Source organism: Clostridioides sp. ZZV15-6388, from assembly GCF_020657755.1.
GTDB lineage: Bacteria > Bacillota > Clostridia > Peptostreptococcales > Peptostreptococcaceae > Clostridioides.
Genome location: NZ_JAGWCU010000015.1, coordinates 1 through 20,610 on the forward strand (window position 1 = coordinate 1; position 20,610 = coordinate 20,610).

The 20,610-nt window shown below is 26.7% G+C and carries 21 protein-coding genes; 3 read left to right on the top strand and 18 right to left on the bottom strand.

Annotation, left to right across the window (positions count from 1 at the left end; all coding sequences use genetic code 11):
* Positions 1-80: 80 nt before the first annotated feature.
* The 10 genes from lexA to KGF48_RS10750 all read right to left on the bottom strand — a co-directional run bounded on the left by lexA (position 81) and on the right by KGF48_RS10750 (position 8,517).
* Complete coding sequence (gene lexA / locus KGF48_RS10705; protein WP_227828092.1) at positions 81-716, bottom strand: transcriptional repressor LexA; 636 nt, start codon at positions 714-716, stop codon at positions 81-83.
* Between the two features lie 102 nt (positions 717-818).
* Complete coding sequence (locus tag KGF48_RS10710) at positions 819-1,946, bottom strand: tyrosine-type recombinase/integrase (RefSeq protein ID WP_227828044.1); 1,128 nt, start codon at positions 1,944-1,946, stop codon at positions 819-821.
* Positions 1,947-2,289: 343 nt separating this feature from the next.
* Positions 2,290-3,135 (bottom strand): hypothetical protein, encoded by an 846-nt coding sequence (locus tag KGF48_RS10715; protein WP_227839434.1) that lies wholly within the window; start codon positions 3,133-3,135, stop codon positions 2,290-2,292.
* Between the two features lie 29 nt (positions 3,136-3,164).
* Positions 3,165-3,536, bottom strand: a complete 372-nt coding sequence (locus KGF48_RS10720; protein ID WP_227828042.1) for an ACT domain-containing protein — start codon at positions 3,534-3,536, stop codon at positions 3,165-3,167.
* Positions 3,537-3,689: 153 nt separating this feature from the next.
* On the bottom strand, positions 3,690-3,950 hold the full coding sequence (locus KGF48_RS10725) for a stage V sporulation protein S (protein WP_003424039.1): 261 nt from the start codon (positions 3,948-3,950) through the stop codon (positions 3,690-3,692).
* Between the two features lie 188 nt (positions 3,951-4,138).
* Positions 4,139-5,083, bottom strand: coding sequence for an acetyl-CoA carboxylase carboxyltransferase subunit alpha (locus KGF48_RS10730; protein ID WP_227868033.1), 945 nt, complete (start codon positions 5,081-5,083; stop codon positions 4,139-4,141).
* 20 nt (positions 5,084-5,103) lie between these two features.
* Positions 5,104-5,958: an acetyl-CoA carboxylase, carboxyltransferase subunit beta gene (gene accD / locus KGF48_RS10735; protein ID WP_227828040.1), complete on the bottom strand. Its 855-nt coding sequence runs from the start codon at positions 5,956-5,958 to the stop codon at positions 5,104-5,106.
* 14 nt (positions 5,959-5,972) lie between these two features.
* Positions 5,973-7,334: an acetyl-CoA carboxylase biotin carboxylase subunit gene (gene accC / locus KGF48_RS10740; protein WP_227839432.1), complete on the bottom strand. Its 1,362-nt coding sequence runs from the start codon at positions 7,332-7,334 to the stop codon at positions 5,973-5,975.
* Between the two features lie 15 nt (positions 7,335-7,349).
* The gene (gene accB, locus KGF48_RS10745) at positions 7,350-7,802 is read right to left on the bottom strand and encodes an acetyl-CoA carboxylase biotin carboxyl carrier protein (RefSeq protein WP_227828038.1); all 453 of its coding nucleotides are present in this window, start codon (positions 7,800-7,802) and stop codon (positions 7,350-7,352) included.
* 268 nt (positions 7,803-8,070) lie between these two features.
* Complete coding sequence (locus KGF48_RS10750) at positions 8,071-8,517, bottom strand: hypothetical protein (protein WP_227839431.1); 447 nt, start codon at positions 8,515-8,517, stop codon at positions 8,071-8,073.
* A 270-nt stretch (positions 8,518-8,787) separates the two neighbouring features.
* Here KGF48_RS10750 and KGF48_RS10755 point away from each other — a divergent pair, with 270 nt between their 5' ends.
* Entirely contained in the window at positions 8,788-9,066 is a 279-nt protein-coding gene (locus KGF48_RS10755) for a hypothetical protein (protein WP_227828036.1), read from the top strand.
* A gap of 146 nt (positions 9,067-9,212) precedes the next feature.
* On the opposite strand, the gene KGF48_RS10760 is transcribed toward KGF48_RS10755, so the two are convergent.
* The 3 genes from KGF48_RS10760 to KGF48_RS10770 form a co-directional block, all read right to left on the bottom strand.
* Positions 9,213-9,944: a hypothetical protein gene (locus KGF48_RS10760; protein WP_227839430.1), complete on the bottom strand. Its 732-nt coding sequence runs from the start codon at positions 9,942-9,944 to the stop codon at positions 9,213-9,215.
* A 148-nt stretch (positions 9,945-10,092) separates the two neighbouring features.
* Complete coding sequence (gene trmB / locus KGF48_RS10765) at positions 10,093-10,737, bottom strand: tRNA (guanosine(46)-N7)-methyltransferase TrmB (protein WP_227839429.1); 645 nt, start codon at positions 10,735-10,737, stop codon at positions 10,093-10,095.
* A 140-nt stretch (positions 10,738-10,877) separates the two neighbouring features.
* Positions 10,878-11,198: a Fe-S cluster assembly protein HesB gene (locus KGF48_RS10770; RefSeq protein ID WP_227435162.1), complete on the bottom strand. Its 321-nt coding sequence runs from the start codon at positions 11,196-11,198 to the stop codon at positions 10,878-10,880.
* A gap of 990 nt (positions 11,199-12,188) precedes the next feature.
* Between KGF48_RS10770 and KGF48_RS10775 the strand changes: the two genes are divergently transcribed.
* Complete coding sequence (locus KGF48_RS10775; RefSeq protein ID WP_227839428.1) at positions 12,189-13,049, top strand: YitT family protein; 861 nt, start codon at positions 12,189-12,191, stop codon at positions 13,047-13,049.
* Positions 13,050-13,206: 157 nt separating this feature from the next.
* On the opposite strand, the gene KGF48_RS10780 is transcribed toward KGF48_RS10775, so the two are convergent.
* Complete coding sequence (locus KGF48_RS10780) at positions 13,207-13,773, bottom strand: GNAT family N-acetyltransferase (RefSeq protein ID WP_227839427.1); 567 nt, start codon at positions 13,771-13,773, stop codon at positions 13,207-13,209.
* Positions 13,774-14,033: 260 nt separating this feature from the next.
* On the bottom strand, positions 14,034-14,921 hold the full coding sequence (locus KGF48_RS10785) for a LysR family transcriptional regulator (RefSeq protein WP_227828030.1): 888 nt from the start codon (positions 14,919-14,921) through the stop codon (positions 14,034-14,036).
* A 118-nt stretch (positions 14,922-15,039) separates the two neighbouring features.
* Here KGF48_RS10785 and KGF48_RS10790 point away from each other — a divergent pair, with 118 nt between their 5' ends.
* Complete coding sequence (locus KGF48_RS10790; RefSeq protein WP_227868034.1) at positions 15,040-16,239, top strand: coenzyme F420-0:L-glutamate ligase; 1,200 nt, start codon at positions 15,040-15,042, stop codon at positions 16,237-16,239.
* Positions 16,240-16,378: 139 nt separating this feature from the next.
* Here KGF48_RS10790 and KGF48_RS10795 read toward each other — a convergent pair whose 3' ends face one another.
* The 3 genes from KGF48_RS10795 to KGF48_RS10805 all read right to left on the bottom strand — a co-directional run bounded on the left by KGF48_RS10795 (position 16,379) and on the right by KGF48_RS10805 (position 20,609).
* Positions 16,379-18,934: an ABC transporter permease gene (locus KGF48_RS10795; RefSeq protein ID WP_227868035.1), complete on the bottom strand. Its 2,556-nt coding sequence runs from the start codon at positions 18,932-18,934 to the stop codon at positions 16,379-16,381.
* Positions 18,931-19,617, bottom strand: a complete 687-nt coding sequence (locus tag KGF48_RS10800; RefSeq protein WP_227840173.1) for an ABC transporter ATP-binding protein — start codon at positions 19,615-19,617, stop codon at positions 18,931-18,933. The genes KGF48_RS10795 and KGF48_RS10800 overlap by 4 nt, the downstream gene beginning before the upstream one ends.
* Before the next feature lie 83 nt (positions 19,618-19,700).
* Positions 19,701-20,609 (bottom strand): sensor histidine kinase, encoded by a 909-nt coding sequence (locus KGF48_RS10805; protein WP_227828026.1) that lies wholly within the window; start codon positions 20,607-20,609, stop codon positions 19,701-19,703.
* Position 20,610 lies beyond the last annotated feature (1 nt).

The following is a 20,610-nucleotide window of genomic DNA, read 5'->3' on the forward strand; positions in this document are numbered from 1 at the left end:
CTATTCCAAATAGATAAAATAAAGAAATTAAGATATATTTTATCTATTAAATAGCTTATTTTTTTGATATTCTTTAATAGTTATTTTATAACTCTAAATACACCAGTTACAATACCTACAATTTCAACTTCTGAGTCTTTAAGCATAATTGGTTCCATAAAATCATTTTCTGGTTGAAGTCTTATCAAGTTTCCTTCTTTAAAGAATCTCTTGACTGTAGCAGATTCACCATTTATAAGTGCAACTACTATCTGAGAATTTAAGGCTGTATTTTTTTTGTCTACTACAACGTAATCTTCATCTAAAATTCCTGCATTAATCATACTTTCGCCTTTTACTTTTAATACAAAGTTATTACTGCCCTTTACTAAACTGGCAGGGAATGGAATATATTCCTCTATGTTTTGTTGCGCTAAAATGGGTTCTCCAGCTGTTATTTGACCTACTAAAGGAAGTTCTATTATTTCCTGGTTAGCTCCAGAAACATCATTGACTTTACTACGCTCCAAAACTTCAATAGCTCTTGGTTTAGTAGGGTCTTTTCTTATGTATCCCAGTTTTTCAAGTTTATTTAGATGAGAGTGCACAGTTGAAGTAGATCTTAACCCTACAGCAGTACATATTTCTCTTACAGCAGGTGGATAGCCTTTTAATATGATTTGAGATTTTATAAATTCCAGTATTAAAACTTGCTTTTCAGTTAGATCTAAATACATAACATCACTCATTTCCAAACATATTTTGTTTTTATTTCCATACATTTATATTTTTAATTATAACATAATCCATTTATATCTGCAAACATTTGTTCCTGATTTTTAATCATCTTCAATCCATTCAAAATTCTTAACTATATCACGTTTTACATTTTTTTTATGTGCAGCATAAAGTTGAGTAGTCGTGACATTATCATGGTCGAGTAAATTTTGAACATCGTATATAGAAAATCCTGTTTGAATCAGAGAAGTCGCAGCAGTTGCTCTTAATTTATGAGGGCTATATCCATTATCTCTAGTTGTATCTAGTGGAATAGATGTATATTTTTTTACAAGTGTTCTTATAGCTTTTGCTGTAATCCTTTTATTTTGAAGAGATAAAAATAATGCATCTTTAACTTCATCATTTAGTAAATCATCTCTTGTTCTTTCATTTTGCAAATAATCTTTTATTACATGTTCACAAGTATGATTTATAGGCATTAAGACTTCTTTTCCACGTTTTCTATATATTTTGAATTCACCTCTTGAAAAATTAAAAGAGGAGATATTAAGTTCTCTAAGTTCATTTAATCTAAGCCCATATGTAACAAATAGAGCTAATATAGCCTTATCACGTAATCTAGTTTTTTTCCAATAAACTTTTTCTTTTTCAGTAAGACCTTCACCAGTTTCTACTGATTCTAACATTTTTGCAACTTCATCTATTTCAAGACGTTTAATAGCATCTGGTTGTGGTTTAGGTAGCTTTATTGGATTAAATCCATCAGTTATGTTATTATCTATTTGAGAATTTCTATATAAAAATTTAAATAGAGTAGAGATGGATGATTTTTTTCTTGCCAGAGCTCTATTATTATTTTCAAAAATTAATGTGTTTTTTTCTGTATTTTTATAATATCTGCTGCAATAATCGCCTAAAAATAAGTTTATATCTCTTGATTTTATCATGTTAAAATCACTTTCTGTAATGTCTTTTATACAATCTGCACTTGTTAGTTCCTTTGTCTCAATCATGTATAAGCAGAAAAACTTTATATCTTCTAAATAAGCAAGTCGTGTAGAGACGGCAACAGAACCTTTTAGATATATAAAATAATCTTTCATAAATACAGGAAGTTTATTTTCCAAAAGTAGACATTTTTCTATAAGTTCATTTTCTTTGATGACAATATTATCAGGTTTATCAGATTTATTATGTACTTTTATAATTTTCTTATCATTATTCAAATTTAAACCTCCTAAAATTAAAATATGAATATTTGTAAGTTATTTTTATTAATAACAATGTAGCTATGTTAGCATAAATATTTAATTTAATCAATTAATGTATTTTTTAAGAGATTAGTAGTGCTCTAATTGGTTTTTGCGTTAACTATTCCCTAAATCCACATTTAAAGACTAGTTGAGTTCAAGTACTCTTTTTAAATTTCTCAATATATGTTTAATAAATATTCACTAAAATATATTGAGAAATTTTATGCTTTACTAAAATCTTTTTCAATCTTGAATTTTACTATCTTTTCAAGGAAACTAAAATAAGAAAACTAAAAATAGTATAAAATTTAGTATCTTAATTAAAATTTTTAAATGGACTTATCAAACTTAAAATATAAGATATTATGAGAGTTACTATTGAAAAAATAAGCCCTATCGTCATAAAAAAACTTACAAATATATTATACTTTACTATTAAACTAGATATATTTAAGCTATTAAGCCCAAATAAGTATGTAATTAGACTAATTGCAAATATAACTATAACTATAAAACTCAAACCCTTTAAACTGCTTTTCAAATCAGCACTACTAAGTGACATATGAGTGGAAATTGAATACATTAAAAACATAAATATAAAATATCTTAATAAATATATATCAGGTGTTAACAATATCATTTTTACAAAATTAGAAACATCATCTAAAATAATCTGTATAAAACCCGCTATATTAAAATTATTAATCATACTTACATATAATTTTAAATCTATGTTTTGTGTTATTTTAATGTAACTATCTGGTAATAGTATTCTAAAAAGTACAATAATCATCATTGTTCCACCTATAATTGGAGCAATTCCTATAAAAAAATTTCCTATACTCTGATAAATATTATCTTTTTTATAACTATGATTTACATATCCTAATACTCCATCATTTTTACTCTCAATTGGTCTAAAGAATTTTACTGAATTTATTTTATGCATAAAAATCAAACACATTATTAAATGACTCAATTCATGTATAAAAGTTCCAACAGCTCCAGTTACAATGACACCAGTTTTTCCAAAAGATAAAAAGATAAATTTATTATTTAAATTTTCTATAATACTAAAAATCAATCCAAATACAATAAATATTCCTATAAAACAAAAGATATTTATTATACTTATTTTAAAAATCTCAACTATATGAATCATAAACTAGAACCTCGCATTTAAGTCTTCAACTACTCTATCTCATATCCATTACAGTTTAAAATTTTACAAGCATTTTTTATATCTTTTTCTTTTATTAAAATATAATCTGTATCATATGTAGAAATTGCAAATATACTTATTTTATTATCAGCTAATAACCCACTTATCTTAGATAAAATTCCTATAAGTGAAAAATCTAAAGGGCCTAAGATTTTAAGTATTCTCCATTCTTTTTCTGATTTAATATCAGAAGGGATATTGTTGTTTGAACATACAATGCTCAATTCATCATCAGTTTTAGTTATAGAGTAAAAATTTTCTGTATCTATCCATGTTGGTATTTCACTGTTATTATTTAATCTACATACTGCATACTCTTCTAAAAATAGTTTTAATTTCATAATCTACATCTCCTTCAAACTTATTTGTTTAATTAAGATTATACATTAAAAATTATATAAAATAAAATATATTAAAGTAAAAAAGGTTCACTACAGGACATCATTTCCATAGTCAACCTTTAAAACTTAATTAAATTCTAACAAAAAGATATATTATCTAGGTTCAATTATAAGTTTGATGGCAGTTTTCTTATCACCTTCGATTTCTATATCAGTAAATGCGGGAATACACACTAAGTCCATTCCACTAGGTGCAACAAAGCCTCTTGCTATTGCAATTGATTTTATTGCTTGATTTAGAGCTCCAGCTCCTATAGCTTGTATTTCTGCAATACCTCGTTCTCTCAGTACTCCAGCCAAAGCCCCAGCTACAGAATTAGGATTAGATTTTGATGAAACTTTTAGTACTTCCATTTCAACATCTCCTTGTTAATTTGTTAAAGTATCCATTACCTAAAGTACTAAATCACAATTGCCATTTACTAATTACAATCATCATTTAAAGTATACTTTTATAAAAATATACTTCTATAATAGATTTAAGAAAACCTTTATTTTTTAAAACCATTTTATAATGAAAAATCTACAAATTTCTTTATATTCTATAAGCATTTTCCAATATTTCTAAATTTATTATACCTTTGAGACATTATTTCTTCTTTAGGAATATCTTTATAATGATTTAATCTTTCTAAAATGTAAGACTTCATTTCCTTTGAAACAGCTTCTACATCTTTTTGTGCACCACCAAGAGGTTCTTTTATAATCTTATCTATTATTTTTAAATCATATAAATCATTACTTGTAAGTTTCATAACATCACAAGCTTCTTTTGCTTTAGATGAATCTTTAAATAAGATACTAGAAAGACCTTCAGGTGAAATTACAGAATAAACTGAGTGTTCTAACATACACACATCATTACCTACTCCGATTCCTAAAGCTCCTCCACTACCACCTTCACCAATTACAAAGGTGATTACTGGAACAGAAAGTTTACTCATTTCAAGTAAGTTTCTTGCAATAGCTTCTCCTTGTCCTCTTTCTTCTGCCTCTAAGCCACAAAAAGCTCCTGATGTATCAATAAATGTCACTATCGGTCTGTCAAATTTTTCAGCTTGTTTCATAAGTCTTAACGCTTTTCTATATCCTTCTGGATGAGGCATACCAAAGTTTCTTTTTATGTTTTCTTTAGTATCTCTTCCCTTTTGGTGACCAACTATAGTAACATTGAATTTTCCTATTTGCCCTATTCCTCCAACTATAGAAGGGTCATCTTTATAAAGCCTATCTCCATGAAGCTCTAAAAAATTAGAACAAATATGTTCTATGTATTCCAAAGTTGTAGGTCTTTTTATATCTCTACTTAACACTACCTTTTCATATGGTGATAGATGTGAAAAGGCATCTTCTTTAAGCTTTGCTAATTTTTCATTAAGAGAATTTATTTTATCACTTAAATCTATATTATTTGCCTCAGAAATAGCTACTAATTGTTTAATATCATTTTCTAAGACTTTTATTTTATCATTATTATTTTCAATCAAAACAGTTCCTCCTTTATGCCCTATTTCTTGTGCATAGCAAGAATTTGATACAATACTTCCTTCATTTTTCTTCTATCTACTATCATGTCAATAAAACCTTTTTCAAGTAAAAACTCAGAAGTTTGAAATCCTTCAGGAAGTTTTTGATTTATTGTTTGTTCTATCACTCTTGGACCTGCAAAACCAATTAATGTATTTGGTTCAGAAATTATAATATCTCCGAGCATAGCAAAACTAGCAGTTACTCCTCCAGTAGTAGGGTCAGTTAAAACTGATATATATGGTAATGACTTTTCTTCAAGCTTAGCAAGTGCCTGAGAAGTCTTTGCCATTTGCATAAGAGATACCATACCTTCTTGCATTCTAGCTCCTCCTGAAGCAGAACAAATAATTATAGGTAAATTGTTTTTGGCAGCATATTCTATTGAGTAAGTTATTTTTTCCCCAACAATAGAACCCATGCTTCCCATCATAAAATCAGGATTCATTACACAAATAACTGTTTTAATTCCATTTAATCTTCCATAACCTGTGACAACAGCTTCTGACTCATTCGTTTTTTCCTTATAAGAGTCTACTTTTTCTTTATATTTAGGAAAGTTTAATGGATTTTGAAATTCTATATCAGAATTAAATTCCATAAAAGTTCCTTTATCAATCAATAAATTTATTCTATTTCGTACTCTTAAACCATAATGTCTTGAACATTTTGGACATACAAATGAATTTTCTTCTATGTCTTTTCTAAATACATGACTATCGCATCCTTTGCAATAAGTCCAAAATTTATCATCTACACTATTCTTTTTAAAGTTGTCATCTAAAGAAATCGTAACATACTTAGATTCTTTTGATGATAAAAATTTTTTTATCATAATCTATTTACTCCTTATAATGTAGCAAATTCCTTCTTCATAAAGACATCTTCTATAAATTTGGTATGATGAGTATCTTTTCTAAACTCTTCACTTGTTACAAGTGCCTTTTGGAATTCTACATTTGTATTAATACCTTCTACAATAATTTCATCTAGAGCTCTATAAATTCTATTTATACATTCTTCTCTAGTCTCAGCCCAACATATTAATTTACCTATCATAGAATCATATAAAGGTGGTATAGTATATCCTGTATATACAAAAGTATCAAATCTAACACCAAAACCTCCAGGTAAATTTAATGACTCTATCTTACCTGGTGATGGAGCAAAATTATTTGATGAATCTTCAGCATTTATTCTACACTCAATAGCATGGCCTCTAAAAATAACATCTTCTTGTTTAAAAGGTATTTCTTCTCCATTAGCTATAGATATTTGAAGTTTTATAAGGTCAAGATTTGTTACCATCTCTGTGACTGGATGTTCAACTTGTATTCTTGTATTCATCTCTATAAAATAAAAGTTTTTATCTTTATCAACTATAAATTCAATAGTACCAGCACCGATATAACCTACACCTTTTACTATATCCACTGCAATTTTATGAAGATTTATTCTTTCTTCATCTGAAAGGTATGGACTTAAAGACTCTTCTATTACTTTTTGATTTCTTCTTTGCATAGAACAATCTCTATCACCTAAATGTATTGCATTCGAATGTTTATCACCAAATACTTGTACTTCTATATGTCTAGGATTTTCTATAAATTTTTCCATATATAAATCGCTATTAGAAAATGCTGCTAGAGCTTCTGAACTTGCCATATCAAAATTTGAAAAAAGCTCTTCTTCCTTTCTAACGATTCTCATACCTTTCCCACCGCCTCCACTTGAGGCTTTTATCATAACAGGATAGCCAATTTCTCTTGCAACTTCTAAAGCTTCTTCCTTAGTTTTTAAAACAGATTCTGAACCAGGAACAACAGGGATATTTAATTCCATCATAGTTTCTCTTGCTCTAGATTTATCTCCCATCAAAATCATTTGTTCTCTTGTTGGACCTATAAAAATAATATTATTCTCTTCACATTGTTTTGCAAATTCAGGGTTTTCTGATAAAAAGCCAAAACCTGGATGAATAGCATCACATTTTAATTTAAGAGCAAGGTATATAATATTTTCTATGTTATTATAACTCTTGCTTATATTATTTGGCCCTATGCAAATAGATTCATCAGCTATATATCTATGAAAACAATCTTTATCTATTTCAGAATAGATAGCAACAGTTTTTATGCCTAGTTCTTTACACGTTCTGATGATTCTAACTGCTATATCGCCTCTATTTGCAACTAGTATTTTTTTTATCAACTTAAATACCTCCTACTACAATGGTTTTATCTTAAATAAAGGTTGATTATATTCTACTAGTTCTTCATTATCAACTAATACTTCAATTATTTCACCTTTAATTTCACTTGTTATTTCATTCATAAGTTTCATTGCTTCTAATATACATAAAGTGTCACCTTCTTCAACTACATCGCCAACCTTGACAAAGCTTTCTGCATCTGGACTTGGAGAATCATAGAATGTTCCCATCAAAGGAGCTACTACTATTGATAAATTCTCATTAGATACTACAGGTGCCTCGTTTACAAATGGCTTTTCTAAAGAAAGATCTACTACCGATTCTTGTTGTACACTTAAAACAGGCGAGCTTGTAACTTCAGTTTTTTTAGATGCTTCTAATTTAAAATCGCTACTTTCAAGCTTTACATATTCTAAGTTAGTTGAGTCTATGACCTTTAATAATTCCTTAATTTCATTGATGTTCATGTTGTTACCCCCTTGTATTATTACCTGGTGCTAATATTATATCACAAAAAGCAAATTTATAAAAGAAAAAGTGCTGACTATAGAATCAACACATTCAGATATATTTTAATTTTAAATTAACAACCAGTAAATTCTTTTGTTTTAATTTTCCATTATTAATATAAATTATAAGTATAAAATGAATAAAATTCAATATATTTTGCAAAATATAATAAAATACAAATTAATACCTCGGGGATTTTTAAGACAAATACCAAAATTATGCAATTTAGACTTCACTTTCTTTCATATTAGTATCATTTTCTTTGTTCTTATATAGTATATCTTTTAATTTAGTGATTAAAATACTACTATATAAGTTAAAAGTCATTAAAATTGTAGGAATTATAAAATAAAATCTAGCACCAATAAATCCAAAAACTACTGTAACAAGTATTAACCTTTTATTTAAAGTAAAAAAGGGTATATCAAAAATACTTTTATCGGATGTATCTGGAGTATAAGAACGTATAATTCCAAAAACCAAAGTTAGCATACAAAGTGGAAGTAATACATAGCTTGAAATTATTCCTAAAAATCCTATACTTTCAAAGTAACTACTAGCGCTATTTGTATAAACAAACATATATCCATTTAAATAAGCACATATACATGATATAATACCAAAAGTTCCTCCTAAGGATTGAGTGTACCAATTAAAAAATTTAGAATCCATATACCTCGCCTCCTAAAACTGTATATATAATGATATGCATTTAAATAATGAAATATATCTTTATATGCTCATGAACAAAATTTTATTAATTTTATTAATTTATATTTAAGAAATGCAAAGTATAGTGTAGTATATATTAATGTAGATAAAGTTTTATAGAACTTAATTAAATTATCTTATATGGATTTAGTACAAGTTTAAAAAGTTATATTAGGGTTTTATATTTGATTAAGCTGAAAAATTTATTATAAATGAAGGGATGTTTTCGCTTTGGTAGATACATTAGAGTTTGGTCTTAAAATTTTATTTTTTATATTATCGATAATTTGGATGGGGAAAATAATGATTTTAAGAACTGATAAGCAAATAGTAATTAATCCTTTGCTTATTGGTATATCTGCAGTACTTGTGATGTTGCATACCTCACAAAGTAATATTGAGTTTTTTGGACTAGATGTTCAGTATATAAGAATATTTTTGTATATAGTATATTCATTGATAATTTTAATAGGGATATGGGCTACTAACAAAAGAAATGGGATTTTTTAGATAATCTATTCATAGATATCTAAAGGTTGCTAGTAACAAAACATTAATATTAGTGCTTTGTTACTAGCAACCTTTGCTTTGATTTAATATTGAAATTAAAAATATAATAATTAAATAAGTTATATGAATATACACTTTATTTTATGTTATTTTACATTTACAGTGATTAAAACTTCTTGCGATGTATTTAAATCATCTTTGTCATTTAGTATAACTTTCACAACTGCTTGCCCTTTATTATTACCCTTAATAATCATATCTTTACATGAAAGTATACTCTTATCACTTACAGATACCACAAAGTTTAAATCTTTTGGAAGGCTATTAGTTACTTCCCAATATTTGTAATAACTATCAATTTTCTTTGTAACTATTTTTCTCAAATCAATACTCTCACCTTTTGCTATGTCAACATTATGGTATTTAGAATCCAATTTATATTGATTGTCTTTTGTATCAATAAAATTCAAGTCGCAATTTACATCTACACCATTATTAGAAAGAGAATTGACTGTATTATCATTAATTAAATAATTATTTGCAAGATTAATTGAGTCCATATCTTTTAAACCTAGTATTTCTCTAGGAAGTTCCTTTATGTTATTGTTCCAAAAAATAAAATTGTCTATGTTTTCAAGATATGATATACCTTTTAAATTTGAAATATTTTCCCCTGTTGCATAAAATTCTCCATCCAAAGCCTTTATATTACTTATAGTCATTTCATCTGGATTTACATATCGTTTTACAACTGCTCTCAGGTTAGCATCAGGAAAAATATCTTTAAGTTGGTTTTCACTTAAAATCTTATCGTTTGAATTTATTGGATTTAAAGCCGTCGCAGAAATAAGAAATGGTATTAAATTAGCTAAATTCATAGCACCCTCCCACATAAAACAAAATTTTTTACATAGTAAATTAATTTCTATGAGAGGGCTCTGTTTCCTTGTTATATATGCCTACTTTCGTACACTTTATTAATATAAATTAGCATAAATTTCTACTATTAAACTTATAAACATATTACTAGTTACGTTTTTTAGCTTCACATCTAAATATTCGCATGCCTTGTGACATAAATTTATCCTCATACTCTGTTGTAACATTATTTTTATACTCACTACTGCTTAAATCAAGAGAAATATTCTTTAAGAGCCAATTATTTGCAGCAATTTCATTTAAACTAAACTCGAATAATTTTTCATTATCTGTTTTGAAATGAATTTCTCCATTATCTTCTAAAATATTATTATACATTTCTAAAAATCCAGAATAAGTAAGTCTTCTTTTACTCCATCTATTTTTTGGCCATGGGTCACAGAAATTTATATAAATCCTAGATAATTCTTTAGATTCAAAATAATTTAGAATATCGCTTACATCCGCCCACAAAAATAATATATTATCTAAATTAGAATCATCAGCTTTTTCAACAGCCTTTAAGAGTACTTCTTCCTTTAATTCCATAGCAATATAGTTTATATCAGGATTTTGTTTGGCCAAGGTTGTAATAAATTGACCTTTTCCAGTTCCAAATTCCACATGTATTGGATTATCATTTCCAAACTTTATATTCCATTTTCCCTTTAATTTGTCTATATCTTCCCTTAAGACATATTCTGTATAACTTAAAAGTTTTTCATCTGCACCTTTTTTTCGTCTTCTTCTCACAATAAAATTCTCCTTACATATAAAAATTAGTAAAATACATTTTTTATTATACATTATCTTACTTAAAAATAAAAAGAACTCTCTTAAAATAGAAAAGTATTTCTATCAAAGAGAGTTCTCAATATACTAAAAAATCAATTCTAGTGGCACCCTGAACAACCAGAGCATCCTCCTCCACCTTGATCTTTCATGTTTTCAGGAATTACTCTAAATCCAAACCCTGTATCTTCTATAATTATATCTCCATATTGACTGTATTCATCAGAGCTCATTACAAATTGCAATTCTCCAACTTCATAAGTTAAGTCATCTTCTTTTTTCTCATCTAAAGCTAATCCAAAAGAAGGACCTCCACAACCAACACCTGCAAAGTATACTCTTACATTGTTAGGTTTATCTTGATTGTCTTTTAGGATACTTTTTAAAGTATCAATAGCTGTTTCTGGTAAAGTAATTTTCATCAAATCATTCCCTTTCAAGTATTTTATTAAAACAATATCTATTATATACCCATATAACGTATATAATCAATTAGTTTTTGTATATTTTGCCAAAACTTCTATCAATTATTACTTAAACCTTTTAAATATTTCACTGTCTTAAATAAATACCCTGATAATATGTTTAGTAAACAGCAAATAAAATAATTCATATATACTATAATCTTTTATTCATTGCCTTAATATTATAACACATTTAACATAGTCTAATTCATATATACAAAATTTATACAATCTGAAAAGTATGGAAAATGTTTAAGAAAATCTTTAAATTTATTATGTAAAAATTAGCATAATACATCTACCAATTATTATGCTATTACACCATCTAGAACTGTAATAATACGATTACTACTTGCAGTTAAAGCCAGACAGAAAAGCACTAAGAAAAAAATAATGTACGAGTAAAATATTGTCTTATATCCAGACTTACGCATTTAATCAAATCTTTTCTTAAACTTATATATTTGTGTTTTTAACTATTTTTAATGCAAATATTCTTAAATATGATACTTCTTAAATTATATGTGTATAGTTTCATATTATCAAGTTATCTGTTTTATTTAATAAAGCACTACGACAATATACAAAACAGTGACGATATATAAAACAGTGACGATATATAAAACAGTTTAAAATTACTTATCAAACTATCTAAATCTGAATACAAAATAATATGTGTATATTAATGAAAATAGAAAAGCATATCATAGAACCACTTTTATAGGGGATACTTTAATAAAAGAATTAAAAATTATAACATATAAAAAATTTCCACTAAAAAATAATTGTGTTAGAAGAATGACAGAAAATCATGTATTTTAGAAATATTTTACAAATATTAAGAATAATAAAACACTTGAAATTGCTTATGTCAAGAAATTTTATATAATATAAACTGGTCAAATATGTTATAATATTAAATTGTGACAAGTTCATGGAGGTGTTTATATGAAAAAACAAAAGTCGCCAATTTTACTTGAAATGATTGGGTTATTTTTTGGTTGTATATCAATGAGTATTGGTATAAATATGTTTTTAAAACCACATACAATTGCTCCTGGAGGGCTTAGTGGTCTATCTTTAGTATTAAATAAAGTTACAGGGCTTCCAGTATCAGCTATCATGTTAATCATAGGTGTACCATTAGTAATACTTGCCTTTAGAATTATGGGTACAAAAAATTCATTAAAAACGTTATTTGGAACAATTGTATTCTCTGCTATAGTCCAATTGACAGACCCACTATCAAAATTGAGATTAACTGATGACTTACTACTATCTGCTATTGCAGGAGGAATTTTGGTTGGGATAGGTTTAGGAATAATGTTTAAATCAGATGCTTCTACTGGAGGAACAGATTTAATTGCACTTATACTTAGTAAAAAGTTTCCAGGGATAAAAGCTACAAAATTTATGTCTTGTTTAGATGGAATGGTCGTTATATCTTCTGGTATAGTAAATCGTAGTATAGAAACGGGACTTTACTCTGGGATAGCGCTTTGTGTCTTAATAAAAATAGCAGACATGATAATGGAAGGATTTGATCATTCAAAAGCATTTTTTATTATTTCTGAAGAACCTGAAAGTTTAAGACAAGCTATAACAAAAGAACTTGATAGAGGTCTTACTATTCTTGATGGTAAAGGTGGTTACACTAGAGAAAATAAAGAAGTACTACTTGTTGTAGTTTCTAAAAAACAAGAACTTTATCTTAAGAGATTAGTTAAAAAGACTGACCCTACTGCATTTGTTATTGTTACAGATGTGCATGAGGTTCTTGGAGAAGGATTTAAAAACTTAGAAAATTAATTAATAGGTTATTTTATAACTTTGTTTATATATTTTTTAATAACTTATAGACGCCAAAATCATATTATATTAAAGTGTGAGTATATTAATATACTAAACCTTTTTAGTGGATATAATATGATTTTGGCATTGTTTTTATCTAGCTCTTATTAGAACACTAAATACTCATTATTTTTTTTAATTCATACTGATAACAAGGGACATTTTTTATCGTGCTTCCAGTATGAATTTTTTTGATATATTTTCCTACACATTTAAAGCCTAATAAATCTAATGATTTTGTAGAATTCGTATTTTCTTCATAGGTTATTGCAATGATTTTATTTAGATTTAGCTCCCTAAATCCATATTGTATTACTCTTTTAGTTATCTCAGTAGCAAAATCATGCCCCCAATAATTTGGATTAATACATATGCCTATTTCTGCTTCCAATGCCTTGGGATTTATATTATTAAATCCCATATTCCCAATAACTTTATTATCTCTTTTGTATACTATTGCAAAGTGACCTATTTTTCCTTTTTTATATGGATTTAAAAAAAATGATTTTATAAATTTTCTTGTGTCTTCTAAAGACTTGTGCTCACTAAATGGTAAATGTTTTACTACTACTTTATTTTTATAACAATCAAAAAAATCTTCAGTATCATTTAATGATGCAGGTCTTAGTATACAGTTTCTAGTTTCTAAGGTTTTCATTTGAGGATATTCAGAATCAGACATTTCTAATCCTCCTTTATACATTAATCTAATATACTGTTCATATTTAAAATACGATATTAATTATATAAATGTGCTCAAATTAACCTTATTTCTAATTTTAATAAAAATTAGCTTATTATAAATCTTTCAAATCTACAACATTGTTAGTAATAATAGAAGCTCTATAGTAGTTCTATTTATTGTAAGATATATGTATATGTAGGTATTTCTCACTTTAATTTATTTTTATTAAACTTATTTTAGAATTACTAAACACAAATTTACATATTATTAGATATCATACTTAGAAACTCTTTTGTTGCTAGTGATAGAGATATATTTTTTAAATGGCAATAACCTATATTTCTCTTAGGTATTGGTTCTTTTATGTCTAATTTAAATAATTTTCCACTATTTAAGTAATCTATGCTAAATTCTTCTATAACACAAGATACTCCAAGGTTTATATATGCAAATTCTAAAAGTAATTCATGAGAACCTAATTCTATATCTGGATTTAGTTTTATACCTTTTGATAAAAAATATTCATTTACATAAAGTCTTGAATTTGCTTTATTTTCTAACATTATCAAAGGGAACAAATTTAATTCTTCTAAAGATATTTGTTTTCCTTTGTATTCTATGTAATCATTTGCACATACAAATATGTCATGTATCTCAATACATTCGACGATATTTAATGTCTCATCTTCTATTGGCATATTTATGATTGCTATATCAATATTACCATCTTTAAGTAATGATATAAGTTCTCTACTAGTTCTATTTATTGTAGATACATGTATATGTGGGTATTTCTTATGAAAAATTTCCAAATACTTTAATAGAAAAAAACGTGCTGCTGTGTCTCCTACTCCAATTTTTAATGAACCATATTCCAATTTTTTAAATTTATTTATTCTATCTTCTCCTGATGCAATTAAGTTTAATGCAGTAGCAACATGTTCACTTAAAATTTTCCCTTCTGGAGTTAACTTTACACCTTTATTATTTCTATAAAATAATATTGTATCTAATTGTTCTTCTAATTGTTTAATTGACTGGCTTACAGCTGGCTGTGACATAAATAATTCTTTGGCAGCAAGAGAAAAGCTTTTATGACTTACAACTGCATTGAAAACTTTATATAATTCAAGTTTTACGTTCATACATAACTACTCCTTATATCAAATATTAGTATTATTTATTTTACTTATGATTATATTTGAATTATAATATACATGGTACTAATATGACAATATTAATTCTTTAGGAGGATTTTAAATAATGGATAGATTAGTTGGAACTGTTTCAAGAGGTGTTAGAGCACCTATTATAAGACAAGGAGATGACTTAGTTAAAATAGTTGTTGATTCTGTTTTAAATGCATCAAAGAATGAAAACTTTGAAGTTAGAGACAAAGATGTAATTGCTGTTACAGAAGCTGTTGTTGCTAGAGCACAAGGAAACTATGCTCATGTTGACAATATAGCAAAAGATGTAAAAGATAAATTTGGAGATGATACTGTTGGTGTTATATTCCCAATTTTAAGTAGAAATCGTTTTGCAATATGTCTAAAGGGTATTGCAAAAGGATGTAGAAAAATTGTATTAATGTTAAGCTACCCTTCTGATGAAGTTGGAAATCACTTAATAAGTCTTGATGAACTTGATGACAAAGGAATAAACCCTTGGTCAGATGTGTTAACAGAAGAAAAATATAGAGAGCTATTTGGATATAATAAACATACATTTACTGGTGTTGATTATGTTGATTATTATAAAAATTTAATTAAAGAGTGTGGCGCAGAAGTAGAAATAGTTTTTGCTAATAACCCAAAAACTATACTTAATTACACAACAAGTGTTTTAACTTGTGATATACATACAAGACAGAGAACAAAGAGAATTTTAAATCAAAATGGTGCTAAAAAAGTATATTCTCTTGATGATATAATGACATCAAGTGTAGATGGCAGTGGATATAATGACCAATATGGACTTTTAGGTTCAAACAAAGCTACAGAAGAAACTGTAAAATTATTCCCTATAAATTGTGATGAAGTTGTAAATAAAATTCAAAGCAATATGAAAGAAATTACAGGTAAAAATGTAGAAGTAATGGTTTATGGAGATGGAGCTTTCAAAGACCCTGTAGGAAAAATATGGGAGCTAGCTGACCCAGTAGTTTCTCCTGCTTATACAAAAGGCCTAGAGGGTACTCCAAATGAGGTAAAATTAAAATATTTAGCTGATAATGACTTTGCTGACTTATCTGGAGATGAGTTAAAAAAAGCAATTTCAAAATACATAGTTGAAAAAGATAATAAATCTGATGATTTAACAGGAAATATGGTTTCTCAAGGTACTACTCCAAGAAGACTTACAGACCTTATAGGTTCTTTAGCAGATTTAACTTCTGGAAGTGGAGATAAAGGTACTCCTATTATTTACATACAAGGTTATTTTGATAACTATACAAAATAATATATCTTAAGGCATTTTAGGTAATTTATTTAGATTAAAAACTAATATAAACCTCTTAACTGATATAACTTTACTGTATATCAATTAAGAGGTTATTTAATATTTACATAGTTTAATTTATTAATCGTTATTAAAAATTTTAATCTCTATTTATTTCTGAAATAATATCACTCTTTAATATTTGTTTTACTGGAATGATAACTGCAATAATGCTAATAGTAATATTTAAAATAATCATACCCATGTATAGAGACATATTTATATTAAAGACTGGATTTATATATAAATATACGCGTTTTACTATAAAATAAATCATGGATTGCCCAATAATACTTCCAATTACCATTATAATACTTGCATATAATCCATATAAGAAACCTTCCCTCATCATCATAATCAAGAACTTATTATCTGTGATTCCCATAGCTCTTAAAATTCCAAATTCATGTCTTCTTGAAAAAACTAAATAACTCACTGTATTGATAATATGAAACAAACTTATGCTTAGAAGTACAAATACAATACCATATATAAACAATAATTTCTGGTTTAAATAAATATTATTTTTTTCAATAGCAATGGTATAATCTGTCACAATACATCGTTTTATATTATGTATAACATTCTTTATTTCTTTAGCTACTTCCATGCTATTGCTTTCTTTCGTCTTTTTTATACTGGCCATATTGTAATTTATGATATTAAAATTACTTTCCATTTGTTCATTTGTCATAACTATATCCATACCATAATCGCCAATAAAGTATATATTATTTGCCATTACACGTTTTACAGTAGCAGCAACTACAAATTCTTTTACTGTATAATTATTTTTATCTTCTTCTTTAAACTTAATAATCTCATCTGTAGGTTTCATTGTTTTTGGCACTTTAACTTTGATAGTATCTCCTGGCTTTATGTCAACTGCACCATATATACCAGTACCATCCATAGGAAGTCTAACAATCACTTTGTTGTTTTTAACCATGTCAGAATTATCAAATTTTCCATCAATAATATAAGGATTTAATCCTTTTAACATATCAGCATTATATCCATAGATATTTGTCTTTAAGAGATGTCCCCCATCACTTTGTTTAGTGCAAATTCCATTGAAAAAATTCTTTATTCTGTAATCTTTTTCAAGAGGTTTAAAGAAATTTTTCCAAAGTAATTGCTCATCTCTAATGTGTATACCTCCCAAAAAATACCTTACTGGGTAAATACTTGATACTCCTTCTACTTCGTTTAGTTTTGAAATTTTATCTCTTGGTATTCCTACATCAAAATCAGTTGTTTGCATAGCTATTTGATAGTCAGAATTTAAACCATCATCGACTTTCATTGTAAGTTCATTATTATTTCTGGTAAGTTGTATAGAATAGCTAGAACATAGAAAAATAATTCCCCCAAGAGCTAATGAACACAAAATTCCTATAAACATTCCTTTTTTTTGAGTCATATATTTATGAGATAATACTGCTGTCATGTTAGAAAACTTTATGCTTTTTATATCTCTATTTTGTTTATTAGTAACTTCAAAATTTTTCATTGACTCAATACTAGAATATTTGTTTAGTTTATATACAACTCGTATAGTGATTAAAATTAACAATAATGCTAAAAATAAAAATCCTAAGTAAATAGATTTCTCACTTATAAAAAATGACCCTGAAATAATATCACTACCTAAGAATATATGAGGAAATTGTTGATGTATTGTTGAAGCTACTCCTATTCCTAAAATACATCCTATAGGAAAACCTACGATGAAAAGTAAAAATAATTCTAAAAACAATAGTAGTAAAAGTTGGTTATTGTTGGCACCTAATACTTCTAAAACGCCATATTGTGATACTCTTTGAAGTATAGAAACATGGAAAATACTATATACTGCTGCTGCACTAAATATTCCAATAATTAAAATAATTGCATTTGTATTTAACTTTAAAGAATTTAAGAATTGAAATATACTATATCTTTCAAAAGTTATTGGAGGTTTTACACCAAATTCACTTGATAAATTCCAGTTTACATGGGAACTTTTTTTCGATATATTAAATTCTCTCATAAATTTAGAACTTTGTTTTTTTATATTTCTATTTTCATCAAATTTTACATAAACCATATAATTACCATTTTCTTCAGAAAATGTAGAACTATCTACAAAGCCCTCCAAAGTAGTTTCTGGATTTAAAAGATTAGATAAAATCCCATATAACTTATAAGTTTTTCCGTCTAATTTTATCTCCGTTCCAATTTTCTCTTTTAGATTTAAATTATTTAATGAATAGGTATCAAGCGCTATTTCTCCTTCTTTGCTAGGAAGCTTTCCTTTTAATAATTTTCTACCTGTCATATCTAAATAAGATGAATCCACATTTAAAAACTTCATAATGAAAGGTTCATCTATAGAACCTTTAGTATTTGTTATACCAAGTCTGTTTACAGTGTATTCATTTGATTTTTTGTTTTTCTTAATTTTTTGTAGTTGTTTATTATCTACCTTAAAATAAAAATGATAATCTCCATTATCTTCTCTTATTTTCTCAATTCTACTTTTATTTGCACTATGTACTAGAGAACCAATTCCTGTTAATAAGGCTACTGATAGTACGATACTTAAAATTATAGATATAGATTGTTTTTTATAATGTTTAATATATTGAATTGCAAACTTCATTAAAGATATCATAGTATTTCACCGCCATTATTTACTACAATTCCATCTTCAATATGTATAATAGAATCGCATATTTGTGCTATATTTTCATTATGTGTTACCATAAGTATTGTTTGGTGAAATTTTGCACTACTTTCTTTTAATAAACATACTACTTCCATTGTGGTCTTACTATCAAGATTTCCTGTTGGTTCATCAGCTAGTATAAGTGCAGGTTTATTTGATAAGGCTCTAGCAATTGCTACTCTCTGTTGTTGTCCACCAGAAAGTTCACTTGGAAATTTTAGACGCTTATCCCAAATTCCTAATGTATTCATTAACATTTCAATATAATCATGGTCCACATAACTTCCTTTATCTAATGTAACAGGAAGAGCAATATTATCATAGACATTCAATACTGGTATTAAACTGTAATTTTGAAATATAAAACCTATATTCCTTCTTCTAAATACAGTCAAATCCTTTTTTCTTAGTTTAGATATGTTTTTCCCTTTAATTATTACATCTCCTGATGAAGGGTTATCCAACCCACCTATAATGTTTAATAATGTACTTTTACCAGACCCAGAAGTTCCAACTATAGCAGTAAATGTAGCCTGTTCAATTTCTATGTTTACTCCATTTAGAGCATTGACCTTGTTTTCATCTTCTCCATAATGTTTTACTAAATGATTCGTCACTAATATACTCATTTTATTTCTCCTTTCAACATAACTTAAAGTATAAGTTCTTATAAGATATTGTAAGTGACGATAATTACATCCATCCTACAAAGTTAATTTAAACTCTTACAATTTTGTAAGAAGATACTAAAACAACTTCCTCTTCCTAATTTAGATTCTACTATAATATTTCCATTTTCCTTTTCTAAAATTAATCTTGTAAGATATAGACCAATTCCTGTACCATTTTGATTTTCAACATTTTTACTTCTATAAAATCGTTTAAAAATATTGTTCAATTCTTTACTATCAATACCTATTCCTTCATCTTTGATTATAATTTTAGTATATAGTTCCATTTTTTCTACAGAAATAGTAATTATACTATCTGATGGTGAATATTTTATTGCATTTTCTAAGACATTTACAATTGCCTCTATAGTCCATTTCTTATTATGAAATAACTTTATATCTGAAAATGTTTCTAAATTTATTTTTATGTTTTTAGATTCTGCTTTATTAAAAACAGTACTGATACTTTGAACAATAGTATCTTTAATCATCAATTCTTCTGTTTCAAATCTAATAACTCCATCTTCTAATTTGGTCATCTTAAATAGAGATTCTAACAACCAGTCAATTTTAAAAGTTTGATTTTTCATTTTTTGTAAGAACTCCACTTTTTTTGATGTAGGAAGATTCATATTTTCTAAAAGTTCACAGTAAATGGTAATATTTGAAAGTGGTGTTTTTAATTGATGTGACATATTTGAAATTAAACTTTTAATTGCTTCTTTTTCTGATTTTGACTGCTCTACTTCTATTTCTATCATATCTTTAACTTTTTTTACTTGATAAGAAATTTTTGATACTCTTGTATCTTTTGTATCTGGATAAGAAACTTCTTTACCTTCCAATAATTGATTTAACATTAGACTCAATTCATCACATGTATTTTGACTTTTTTTAATAGTTATTATAGATATAATTATCATACATATCGCAAAAAATAGGACCAACATA

Bases quoted from the DNA above. Each gene is read 5' to 3' on its own strand.
- KGF48_RS10770 (WP_227435162.1), bottom strand. From the start codon at position 11,198: ATGAAAATTACTTTACCAGAAACAGCTATTGATACTTTAAAAAGTATC.
- KGF48_RS10725 (WP_003424039.1), bottom strand. From the start codon at position 3,950: ATGGAAGTACTAAAAGTTTCATCAAAATCTAATCCTAATTCTGTAGCT.
- KGF48_RS10720 (WP_227828042.1), bottom strand. From the start codon at position 3,536: ATGAAATTAAAACTATTTTTAGAAGAGTATGCAGTATGTAGATTAAAT.
- KGF48_RS10760 (WP_227839430.1), bottom strand. From the start codon at position 9,944: ATGAATTTAGCTAATTTAATACCATTTCTTATTTCTGCGACGGCTTTA.
- KGF48_RS10795 (WP_227868035.1), bottom strand. From the start codon at position 18,934: ATGATATCTTTAATGAAGTTTGCAATTCAATATATTAAACATTATAAA.
- accD (WP_227828040.1), bottom strand. From the start codon at position 5,958: ATGATAAAAAAATTTTTATCATCAAAAGAATCTAAGTATGTTACGATT.
- KGF48_RS10750 (WP_227839431.1), bottom strand. From the start codon at position 8,517: ATGGATTCTAAATTTTTTAATTGGTACACTCAATCCTTAGGAGGAACT.
- KGF48_RS10785 (WP_227828030.1), bottom strand. From the start codon at position 14,921: ATGAACGTAAAACTTGAATTATATAAAGTTTTCAATGCAGTTGTAAGT.
- lexA (WP_227828092.1), bottom strand. From the start codon at position 716: ATGTATTTAGATCTAACTGAAAAGCAAGTTTTAATACTGGAATTTATA.
- KGF48_RS10715 (WP_227839434.1), bottom strand. From the start codon at position 3,135: ATGATTCATATAGTTGAGATTTTTAAAATAAGTATAATAAATATCTTT.
- accB (WP_227828038.1), bottom strand. From the start codon at position 7,802: ATGAACATCAATGAAATTAAGGAATTATTAAAGGTCATAGACTCAACT.
- KGF48_RS10775 (WP_227839428.1), top strand. From the start codon at position 12,189: ATGAAAAAACAAAAGTCGCCAATTTTACTTGAAATGATTGGGTTATTT.
- KGF48_RS10800 (WP_227840173.1), bottom strand. From the start codon at position 19,617: ATGAGTATATTAGTGACGAATCATTTAGTAAAACATTATGGAGAAGAT.
- KGF48_RS10790 (WP_227868034.1), top strand. From the start codon at position 15,040: ATGGATAGATTAGTTGGAACTGTTTCAAGAGGTGTTAGAGCACCTATT.
- KGF48_RS10805 (WP_227828026.1), bottom strand. From the start codon at position 20,609: ATGTTGGTCCTATTTTTTGCGATATGTATGATAATTATATCTATAATA.
- KGF48_RS10780 (WP_227839427.1), bottom strand. From the start codon at position 13,773: ATGTCTGATTCTGAATATCCTCAAATGAAAACCTTAGAAACTAGAAAC.